This is a genomic window from Agromyces binzhouensis (genome assembly GCF_004135055.1).
GTDB classification, from domain to species: Bacteria; Actinomycetota; Actinomycetes; order Actinomycetales; family Microbacteriaceae; genus Agromyces; species Agromyces binzhouensis.
Window position 1 is genome coordinate 1 of the sequence record NZ_SDPL01000072.1, and the last position, 10,525, is coordinate 10,525.

A 10,525-nucleotide genomic window follows, 5' to 3' on the forward strand; every position below is an offset into this window, starting at 1 on the left:
GCCCGGCGGCCGCGGCGGTCCACGCGGCCCCTGGGAGTTCCGCGTCGGCCCGGTCGCCCGCGCACGGCTCCTGGCCATGCTCGACGCGGCGGACCGGCCGATGTCGGTGACCGAACTCGCCGGCGCGATCGGCGTCGACCAGCCCCGGGCGAGCCGACTCGTGCAGGCGGCCGCCGAGGAGGGCCTCGTGGTCCGCGAAGCCGACCCCGAGGATGCTCGTCGTACTCGCATCCGCATCACCGAGGAGGGTCGCGAGGCGGTGCACGCCGCGAACTCGAATCGGCGTCGCGCGATCGAGTCCGCGCTCGAGGGCTTCAGCGACGAGGATCGCGCGCGCTTCGCGGACCTGCTGGGCCGGTTCGCGGACGGCCTTCGACGAGCACATCCGCCGCACTCCTGACCGTGCTCATGTGAGCAGGCCAGTGGCCGGCAGCTGCACATTTGCGGGCACTGCGTGAACGTCTCGTGACAGGGGTTCCCGATCGACCGGGACCTCCATAGGCTGACGCCGTCCGGGGGTCAGGGTGGCCCCCTGGCGTGTGCCGGAGGTGCCGAGATGCAACGACCCGTCCAACGCCTGACCGTGGGGCTCACTGCGGCTGCCCTGATGGGGGTGGGAATCGCGGTGCCGGCCGGTGCCGCGATCGCCGCAGAGGGAGACCCGACCGACCTCATCATCAGCGAGTACGTCGAGGGGTCGTCCTTCAACAAGGCGGTCGAGCTCTACAACCCGACCGACGCCGACGTGCCGCTCGCGGGCTACTCCCTCGAGGTCTACTTCAACGGCAGCGCGACCGCGACCTCCGGCGGCACCTTCGCACTGACGGGCACCGTCGCCGCCGGCGACGCCTTCGTCTTCGCCGACGAGGACCTCGCCGCGTTTGCGGACCAGACCACGGCGAGCAGCCTGTGGAACGGCGACGACGCGATCGTCCTGAAGCACGACGGAGCCGTCGTCGACTCGCTCGGCCAGGTCGGATTCGACCCGGGCAGCGAGTGGGGTGCCGGCCTCACGTCGACCCAGGACAACACGATCCGACGCAACGCGAACGTCTGCGTCGGCGACACCATCGTGGACGACGTGTTCGACCCGGCGATCGAGTGGACCGGATTCGCCCTGAACACCTTCGACGGCCTCGGGTCGCACACGGTCGCCTGTGGCGAGTCCGGCCCGCAGCCGTCCGTGATCAACGAGTTCTCCGCCTCGACCGCCGGTACCGACACCGAATACGTCGAGATCCTCGTCGAGCCGGGAACGGATGTCAGCGGCTACCGCGTCCTCGAGGTCGAGGGCGACTCGAACTCCTCGATGGGCGTCATCGACGAGGTCATCGCGCTCGAGCCGGCCGACGACAGCGGCCGCTCGCTCACCTGGCTGCCCGCGAACGCGCTCGAGAACGGCACGATCTCGTTGCTGCTCGTCAGCGGCTTCACCGGCGCGCTCGGGGACGACCTCGACGCCGACGACGACGGAGCCATCGACGCGGCCGGATTCGAGATCCTCGACTCCATCGCCGTGAACGACGGCGGATCCGGCGACCTCGCGTACGGCGACACCGTCCTCACCGTCGGCTACGACGGTCTCTCCTTCGCTCCCGGCGGCGCGTCCCGGATCCCCGACGGCACCGACACGGGCTCGACGAACGACTGGGTCCGCAACGACTTCGACCGGGCCGGCATCCCCGGGTTCCCCGGCAGCCTCATCGACGGTGAGGCGGCGAACACGCCGGGCGCGCGGAACTCGCTGAGCGTCGTCGTCGTGCCGCTGCCGCCGGCCGACTGCAACGCGGCCACGGTCACGATCGGCTCGGTGCAGGGCCCCGGCGACGCATCGCCGGTGGTCGGCTCGTCCGTCGAGATCGAGGGCGTCGTCGTCGGCGACTTCCAGGACGGCGGCTTCGACGGCTACTACCTGCAGGACGCCGGAGACGGCGACCCGGCGACCTCCGACGGCATCTTCGTCTACGCCCAGAACGGCCTCGACGTCGCCGAGGGCGACCTCGTCCACATCACCGGAACGGTGAGCGAGTACTTCGGCATGACCGAGATCACCGCAGCGTCCAACTCGGTCTGCGAGTCCGGACTCGCGCTCCCGCCCGCCGCCGAACTGACCCTGCCGGCCACGCCGGAGGCGAAGGAGTCCCTCGAGGGCATGCACGTGACGCTCCCGCAGGATCTCGCGATCCTCGAGTTCTTCGAGTTCGGCCGCTACGGCACCGTGATGCTCGGCACCGATCGCCAGATGCAGCCGACCGCGGTGTACGAACCCGGAAGCGCAGAGGCGATCGCCCTCGCCCAGGAGAACGAGCTCAACCGCATCGGACTCGACGACGGTCGGAGCGCGGAGAACCCGGACCCCGCGATCCACCCGAACGGCGAGGAGTTCACCCTCGAGAACACCTTCCGCGGCGGCGACCTCGTCTCGGATGCCACCGGCGTGCTCGACTACCGCTTCGACACCTGGGCGATCCAGCCGACGCAGGGCGCCGGGTTCGAATCGGTCAACCCGCGCACGGACGTGCCCGAGGTCGGCGGCAACTTCACGGTCTCGAGCTTCAACGTCCTGAACTACTTCACGACGCTGGGCTCACGTGGTGCCGACACCGCCGAGGAGTTCGAGCGCCAGCAGGCGAAGATCGTCAGCGCGATCACGGAGATCGACGCCGACGTCGTCGGGCTCATCGAGATCGAGAACAACGGCACCGCGGTCCAGGCGCTCACGGACGCGATCAACGCCGCCCTCGGCGAGGAGGTGTACGCCGCGATCGACACCGGGATCCTCGGGACCGACGTCATCACGACCGCGTTCATCTACAAGCCGGGCGCGGTGGAGCCGGTCGGCGACCACGCGGTGCTCGACAGCACCGTCGACCCCGACTTCGACGACGACCGCAACCGGCCGGCCCTCGCCCAGACGTTCGCCGACGTCGATTCGGGTGCCGAGGTCACCGTCGTCGTGAACCACCTCAAGTCGAAGGGCTCCGCCTGCGCCGAGGACCCCGACCAAGGCGACGGCCAGGGCAACTGCAACGGCGTGCGCACCCGCGCCGCTGAGGCGCTCGCCGAATGGCTGGCCACCGGCCCGACCGGTGCAGAGCCGGGCCGCGACCTCATCATCGGCGACCTGAACGCCTACGACAAGGAGGACCCGATCCAGGCGCTGACGGCAGCCGGCTACACCGACCTGCTGCTCCAGGAGCAGGGCGAGTTCGCCTATTCGTACGTCTTCGACGGCCAGCTCGGCTACCTCGACCACGCGCTCGCGGGCCCCGGCCTCGTGGCGCAGGTCACCGGCGCGTCGACCTGGTCGATCAACGCCGACGAGCCCAGCCTGATCGACTACGACATGACGTTCAAGAAGCCGGCACAGGACGCGCTCTACGAGCCCGACGCGTACCGCTCGAGCGACCACGACCCGGTGATCGTCGGGTTCGACTTCATCGCGCCCGAGCTCTCGGTGACGGTCGACCCGGAGCTGGTCTTCCCCCCGAACGCCAAGTGGCAGACCGTGACCTTCGACATCGACGCGTCGGACGACTCCGGCGAGGTCGAGGTCGAACTGGTCGAGGCCACGGGCGAGGGTCACAAGGCCGACGTCGAGGTCGTCTCCACGACCGAGGCGCGCGTGCTCGCCCGCCAGGGCGCCGTGTACACGTTCCTGTTCGAGGCGACCGACCCGAGCGGCAACATCACCACGCAGGAGGTGACCGTCACGGTCGGACCGTAGTTCCGCCTCCGGAAACCCGACGGCGCGTCGCTCCCCTCCCCGGGGCGACGCGCCGTCGCCGTGTCCGGGCCGTTCGCCCGCGCCGTCGGCTACGCGCCCGACGTGGGACCCGCGGCCGCGGCATCCGTCGCCCGCTGCGGCACGCGGACGAACAGCATGAGCACCAGCCCGGCGGCGAGCACGAGCACGATGCCGAGCACGCCCCAGTACGTCGCGCCGAAGACCACGATGAACGCCGACCACAGCATCGGCGAGAGGAAGCTCGCAGCGCGGCCCGTGGTGGCGTAGAGCCCGAAGATCTCGCTCTCGCGTCCGGCCGGCGTGACCCGCGCGAGGAACGAGCGCGAGGCCGCCTGCGCGGGGCCGACGAACAGCGTGAGGATCAGGCCGAAGATCCAGAACGGCAGCTTGCCCGCATCGTGCAGGAAGAAGACGATGAGCCCGGCGGCCACGAGCCCGCCGAGCGCGGTGAGGATGACCGCCCGCGGACCGAACCGATCATCGAACCGGCCCGCGACGATGGTCGAGACGCCGGCGAGCAGGTTCGCGGCGATGCCGAAGATCATGACCTCGTTCGGGGTGAAGCGGAATGCGACCGCCGCGATCACGGCGCCGAACGCGAAGACGCCCGCGAGCCCGTCGCGGAACACCGCGCTGGCGAGGAGGAACCAGAACGTCGGCCGCGACTCGCGCCAGAGGCGCACGATGTCCTGCACCAGCACGCCGTAGCTGCGGAAGAACCCGACCCGTGCCCGACCCGCCGCGGGCGGTGCCTCGGGCACGTAGACGAGCACCGGCCAGGCGAACACGAGCGTCCACACCGCGCAGCCGACCGCGATGACCCGGTAGACGAGCCCGTCGTCGGTCGGCATCCCCCACCAGTCGAACGCCGTCGCGACCACCACGAGCACCAGGGCGACGATCCCGCCGAGGTAGCCGAGGCCCCAGCCGAGTCCCGACACCTTGCCGACCGTCTTCGGCGTCGAGACCTGCACGAGCATCGCGTTGTAGTTCACGCCCGCGATCTCGCCGAACACCGTGCCCGCCGCGATGAGCGAGACGCCGAGCACGAAGTACGACGCCGTCCCCTGCACGAAGAAGAGGCCGAGCATGCACGCCACGAGCGCGGCCGTCGCGCCGCCGAGCCAGAGCTTCCGGCGCCCCGCGACATCCGCTCGTTGACCGAGCACGGGTGCCAGCACGGCGATGAGGATGCCGGCGATCGTGATCGCCCAGCCGAGGCCGCTCGCGAGATCGGCGAGCGCGCGCTCGTAGGCCGGGTCGTCCTCGCCGAGCGCTGCGACCGCCGGGTCGAGGAACCAGTCGCTCGTGAGGTAGAGGGCCGTGAAGACGAACGTGAGGATGACCGAGTTGAACGGCTGCGTCGCCCAGTCCCACAGCGCCCACGCCCACACCTGTCGCTTCGGGACGACCCGCTCACCCTGCAGCTCGAGGCCCGTCACGGGGCGGAGTTCCGCGGTCGAGAGCGGGGGCGTGACGACGCCGGGGCGAGTCGGGTGCGGGGGTTCGGGCGACTGTGGCTGGTCGGTCATGGGCGAAGTCTTCCGACGTGGGGTGAACGGGCGGTGACGGCGCGCCCGGTCAGGGCCGATCCGCGTCGATCCCGTGCAGGCTAACGCCTCCGGCTCGGTGCGCGATAGCCGGATGCCGTCGCGCCGCCGGTTCCCCCGGAAGCTCGCCTCAGGCGGCCGCCTCGGCGGCGCCCTCGCGCTTGATCGCCGACAGCTCGAACTCGAGCGTGATCTTCTCTGACACGAGCCATCCGCCCGAGTCGAGCGCCATGTTCCACTCCAGGCCGAACTCCCGACGGTCGATGCGCCGCGTGCCCTCGAAGCCGGCTCGGAGGGCGCCGAACGCGTCGGTCTCCACGCCGGTGAACTCGATCGGGATGGTGATCGGCTTCGTGACGTCGCGGATCGTCAGGGCGCCGGACACCACGAGCGCGTTGTCGGCGACCTCCTCGATCCGCGTGCTGCGGAACGTGATGTCGGGGTACTTCTCCACGTCGAAGAAGTCGGCGCTGCGCAGGTGCTCGTCGCGCTGCGCGTTGCGCGTGTCGATGCTCGCGACCTTGAGCACGATCTCGGCCTTCGACGCGTCCGGGTCGTCGAAGTCGACGTGCAGTGCGCCCGTGACGTCGTTGAAGGCGCCGCGGACGTTGGCCACCATCGCGTGCTTGGCCGAGAAGCCGATGCGCGTGTGAGCCGGGTCGAGGTCCCAGTCGCCGCTCAGGTCGGGTCCGGTGTCGGTCATGATCTCCCCAGGGTCGTTCACCAAAACTCCCACAGTCTCTCATCCCCCGGCTGGTCGGACGCCCCATGTGCGGTCGACGAGGCCGATCGGGCGCGATCCGCCCCGCCCGATCGGCCATCTCGTCAGCGTGTCACGTCGCCGACGAGCTCGGCGAAGAGCTCCTCCGCGTCGCACTCGAGCCGCTGCCGGGTGAACCACTCGCACACGTTCAGGCAGTCCCGGTGCAGCAGGTCGAACCCGTTCGGGTTCGCGACGACGTCGACGACCTGCGGCAGGTCGATCGCGACGACCCGGTCCCCGTCGACGAGCAGGTTGTACGGCGAGAGGTCGCCGTGCGCGAGGCCGGCGTGCGCGAGCGTGCGCATGAATGCGGCGACCTGGTGGAAGAGGTCGCGCAGCCCCTCCGGCGTCGTCCGCACCTGGGCGAGCCGCGGGGCGGCGACCCGCCCGTCGCCGATGAACTCCATGAGCACCTCGGTCTCGCCCACCTGGACCGGGTACGGCACGGCCGCACCCAGCTCGGTCAGGCGCGACAGCGCGGCGAACTCCGCGTACGCCCATTCGACGCGCGCGACCTCGCGCCCGTACGACGACGAGCGCTGGACGGCGCGAACGTCGCGGGAGCGGCGCGTGCCGCGCCCCTCGGTGTAGACCGCCGAGCGATGGAAGAGCCGGTTCTCCGCGCTGCGGTACCGCTTCGCGGCGAGCAGCACCGAATTGCCGGGCACGTCGGCAGGCGCGCCGGGCACGGCCCGCTCGATGAGCCACAGGTCGGCCTCCTTGCCCGTCTTCACGACGCCGAGCTCGGTGTCGATCGCCGCGGCGGAGGTGACGAGCCAGTCCGGCCGCGGCTGCGGCCCGCGCTCGCTGGGCTGGGTCGCCGGCCACGTGGACCAGCGTTGGTCCTCGCCGGGCTCGACGTCCGAGAAGGCGAGTGAGGCGGATGCCGCGCCGAAGGGCGCAGCGGATGCCGCGCGCGATCGCGCGGCGGAATCGTCGAGTGACGACAGCATGTTCACGGTGGTGTCTCCGAGATCGTGGAGGCCACCGTCGCGGATGCTAGCGGGCGGCCTCGCAGGGAAGGGTGTCTGCGATACGCGCGACAGGAACGGTGTTCATCGCTTCACTCCCTCCGGTCTCGGCCCGCTGCGGGCGTCGTGGGTCGCCCCGATCGGGCGACGGATGCCGCGTGGCGCGGCCCGCATGAGCATACGCCGCACCGCGGCATCCGTAAAGGCGCTCAGTGGCACCAGTCGGAGGAGCCGCCGTTCTGGGTGAGCACGACCTCGCCGGTCTCGACGTCGACGACAGTCGTGAGCCGGCCGACGAGGGATGGTGCGTTGGGATACCCGTCGGATTCCGCCCGCGCCGGCGCGGTCTCCACCGCGACCAGGCGGCCGTTCGGCGAGAGGCAGGTCGCGAGGCGCCGGCTGTCGCCGCCGGTCGCGTGCAGCACGACCGTCTCGACGTCGTCGACCCGGGCGAGGAGCGCCTCGGTCGCCACGGAGCCCGCACCGTCGCCGGAGACGATGAGGACCTCGAGCAAGTGGGAGCCCTCGGCGTCGAGTTGGACGACGAGTCCCGGGTAGGCCTGATCCGGCAGCTCGGCGGACGGCAGGATGTTCTCGCGGGTCTCGCCGGTGGCGAGCTCGAGGACCGTCCCGCGATCGGGATCCGCCAGGATCACCTCGGTCGTCCCGGGGAGGATGCCGCGGAGCTCGGTGTGGGTTCCCAACGGCTGCGCGGGCGAGAGGCCGAGCGCGTCCGCGAGGAGGACCGCGCCGTCCAGGTCGTGCACCACGATCGACGTCGTTCCCGGGACGAACACCCAGTCGCTCACGGACACCGGAGCGCCGTCGGGGCCGAGGACCGGCACGGGTTCGGCAGTCGCCCCGGAGACGTCGAGCGTGTACAGGACGCTCTGCGAGCCCGCCTCCGCCCCGGCGTCCGCGGGGTTGAACGTGAAGGCGACGAGCGGTCGGGTGGTCGACCCGCCGATCGAGTTCACGGTTCCCGGTTCGGGCAGCGCGACCGTCTGGGTCGTGTCCCCGATCCCGGCGACGCGCAGCGTGTTCGCGCCGTCGTCCTCGATCGCCACGCCGACGACGACGTCGCCGGCGTGGGCGAACGACCGGAGGCGGGGCGCCTCCAGCACGTCGTCCGGGGTCGGGTCGCCCACGTACGACCGCCGGACCACATCAGGTCGTCCCTCGGGACTGCGGCGGACGAGGGTGTGCACCGGTTCGTCCGCCGTGGTGAACCGGTACTCGATCGTCGCCGCCGTCGGCTGGGCCGTGCCGACCACGCCGTCGATCGTCACCGTGTACGCCTCGTCGTACGGCAGCGGATCCTCGAACGACACGATGAGCCGGTCGCCGTCGATCTCGAGCGCCGCGGGTTCGCTCGGCGTCACCTCGACGTGTCCGGTGACCCGTTCGACGGGCTGGTTGAGCTCGATCACGAGTCGCGAGCCGGCGAGCCGCGTGGCACGTTCGACGTCGATGGCCGCGTCCGTCACCTTCGGTCCCTGCGCGAGCGACGCGGCGCCGAGGATCACGGATGCCCCGGCGAGCAGGCCGATCGTCGCGGTCAGGCCGCGACGGAACCGGGCCGCACCCGCACGTCGCGACCCGCCCTGGTCGCGCGGACGCCGGGGATCAGTAGACATACGGCTGCTCCGGTTCGTCGGTCGCCCCCACCGTGCCGGGGACGAGCACCAAGCCGTCCCGGTCGACCGGATCGGCGGCGAGTTCGCCGGTGCCGACGACCCAGTCGTCGACCGCGAACCGCTCCTTCCAGCCCGGCAGGTGGACCGGAACGCCGACCGGCTGGGCGTCGATCGCGCAGTGCGTGATCTTGAACCGCGTGATGTAGAAGCTGTCGTCGGGGTCGCCGGGCACGGGGGAGACGAAGCCGGCGAGCTCGAGCTCGATCCCGCCGAATTCGGCCGGGTCGTCGAACTGGTTCGCGATCAACGCCCAGTCCGAGAGGTCGAACGTCGACGGATCCGCCCCGGCGAGGCTCGGTGCGTCGGCGGCGAGTTCGCCGGCGGTGACCTCGACGTCGCGGTCCATCGCGGTGCGTGCGGTGAGCGTCGCGGGCGGGAGGACGAGCAGCGCGACGGTCGCCCCTGCGACGACGACGATCGCCGACGCGGTGGCCGTGCGCCGTCGGGCGGGTGCCGCGCGCACGGCACGCGACTCGGGCCCGTGATCGTGGTGGTCGGGCCCGTGGTCGTGGTCGTGGTGGTCGTCCCGTGCAGGCGCGAGTGCGAGCGCGGCCAGCGCGAGGATGCCGCCGATGAGCGTCATGATCACCGTGAAGCCCGAGGAGTCGGGGTTGATGTACAACCCGAGCTGGCCGGTGGCCGCGAGCCACAGCGTTGCGACGACGGAGACGAGCGTGAGCGCGACGCCCTTCCAGCGGGACACGAGGCTATGCAGCAAGGTTCACCGCCAGCCCGAGTGCGGCGCTCGCGAGCGCGACGATCGTGGTCAGCTGCACGAGCGTGCGAGTGGTGAACGTCGTGCGCATGAGCGCCAGCATCTTCACGTCGACCATCGGTCCGAACACGAGGAACGCGACGATCGCGCCGGGCATGAAGGTCGACCCGAACGCCAGGACGAAGAACACGTCGACGTTCGAGCACAGTGCGACGACGAAGGCGAGGAGCATGAGTGCGAACACGCTCAGCACCGGGTTCTGGCCGAGGGTGATCAGGATGTCGCGCGAGACCGCGACCTGGATGAATCCGGCGATCGCCGACCCCACGAACAGCGCGGGGAGCATCGCCGACGTCTCATCGACGAACATGCGCGCGCCGCGTCGCGGCTTCGCCGAGGCATCCGCATGTTCGCGGGCGCATGCCGCCTGGAACGCCGGCGTGAGCAGCGAGGTCGGGTCGGGGTGCCGGCTGAACACCCAACCGACGAGGTTCGCGATGACGAAGCCGCCGACGATGCGCCAGACGAGGATGCCGTCCTGCCATCCGAAGGCCTGGTAGGTCGTGATGATCGTGACCGGGTTCAGGATCGGCGCCGCGAGGAGGAAGGTCATCGACTCGCCGACCGTGAGCCCGCGCTGGAGGAGCCCGCGCGCGAGCGGCACGTTCCCGCACTCGCAGACCGGCAGCAGGATGCCGAGGAGCGAGATGACGGCGCGCCGCAGGACGCCGTTGGTCGGCAGCCGTCGCACGAGGAAGTCCGGCGGCAGCCAGAGCTGCACGGCGATGGAGAGGACGATGCCGAGGAAGACGAACGGGAGGCTTTCGATCACGACGCTCGCCGAGAGCGTGACGAAGTCCTGGACGGCGTCGGAGAGCGCGTCGCTGCGGTCCTCCGCCGTCACGATGCGGATCCCCGCGAACAGCGCGACCGCGGCGATGCCGATCGCGAGCCCGATCGTTCCGAGCGGCCGGCGGGACGGCCGGACAGGCTCGCTCCGGGCGCGGCGGCCCCTGGTCGTCGGAGAGGTCATCGTTCCTGGGCGGGGTCGGGGTCGGGGGTCGGGGGTCGGGAGGGGTCG

Annotated in this window: 8 protein-coding genes; 2 read left to right on the forward strand and 6 right to left on the reverse strand. The window is 71.1% G+C overall.

Features of this window, described 5'->3' with window-relative positions:
- Positions 1 to 400 (forward strand): MarR family winged helix-turn-helix transcriptional regulator (locus ESO86_RS05780; protein WP_340638836.1); only part of this gene is annotated, 400 nt, incomplete at its 5' end.
- A 207-nt stretch (positions 401 to 607) separates the two neighbouring features.
- Positions 608 to 3,727 carry an ExeM/NucH family extracellular endonuclease gene (locus ESO86_RS05790; RefSeq protein WP_207207027.1) on the forward strand — a complete coding sequence of 1,040 codons (3,120 nt, stop codon included), beginning with the start codon at positions 608 to 610 and terminating at the stop codon, positions 3,725 to 3,727.
- 89 nt (positions 3,728 to 3,816) lie between these two features.
- Here ESO86_RS05790 and ESO86_RS05795 read toward each other — a convergent pair whose 3' ends face one another.
- The 6 genes from ESO86_RS05795 to ESO86_RS05820 form a co-directional block, all read right to left on the reverse strand.
- The gene (locus tag ESO86_RS05795) at positions 3,817 to 5,280 is read right to left on the reverse strand and encodes an MFS transporter (protein WP_129234010.1); all 1,464 of its coding nucleotides are present in this window, start codon (positions 5,278 to 5,280) and stop codon (positions 3,817 to 3,819) included.
- Positions 5,281 to 5,428: 148 nt separating this feature from the next.
- The gene (locus tag ESO86_RS05800; RefSeq protein ID WP_129234013.1) at positions 5,429 to 6,001 is read right to left on the reverse strand and encodes a YceI family protein; all 573 of its coding nucleotides are present in this window, start codon (positions 5,999 to 6,001) and stop codon (positions 5,429 to 5,431) included.
- 122 nt (positions 6,002 to 6,123) lie between these two features.
- Entirely contained in the window at positions 6,124 to 7,014 is an 891-nt protein-coding gene (locus ESO86_RS05805) for a serine protein kinase RIO (RefSeq protein WP_129234022.1), read from the reverse strand.
- 227 nt (positions 7,015 to 7,241) lie between these two features.
- Positions 7,242 to 8,669, reverse strand: a complete 1,428-nt coding sequence (locus ESO86_RS05810) for a hypothetical protein (protein WP_129234014.1) — start codon at positions 8,667 to 8,669, stop codon at positions 7,242 to 7,244.
- Positions 8,659 to 9,432, reverse strand: a complete 774-nt coding sequence (locus tag ESO86_RS05815; RefSeq protein WP_165307376.1) for a TIGR03943 family putative permease subunit — start codon at positions 9,430 to 9,432, stop codon at positions 8,659 to 8,661. The genes ESO86_RS05810 and ESO86_RS05815 overlap by 11 nt, the downstream gene beginning before the upstream one ends.
- Positions 9,433 to 9,436: 4 nt before the next feature.
- Entirely contained in the window at positions 9,437 to 10,477 is a 1,041-nt protein-coding gene (locus ESO86_RS05820; RefSeq protein ID WP_129234018.1) for a permease, read from the reverse strand.
- Positions 10,478 to 10,525 lie beyond the last annotated feature (48 nt).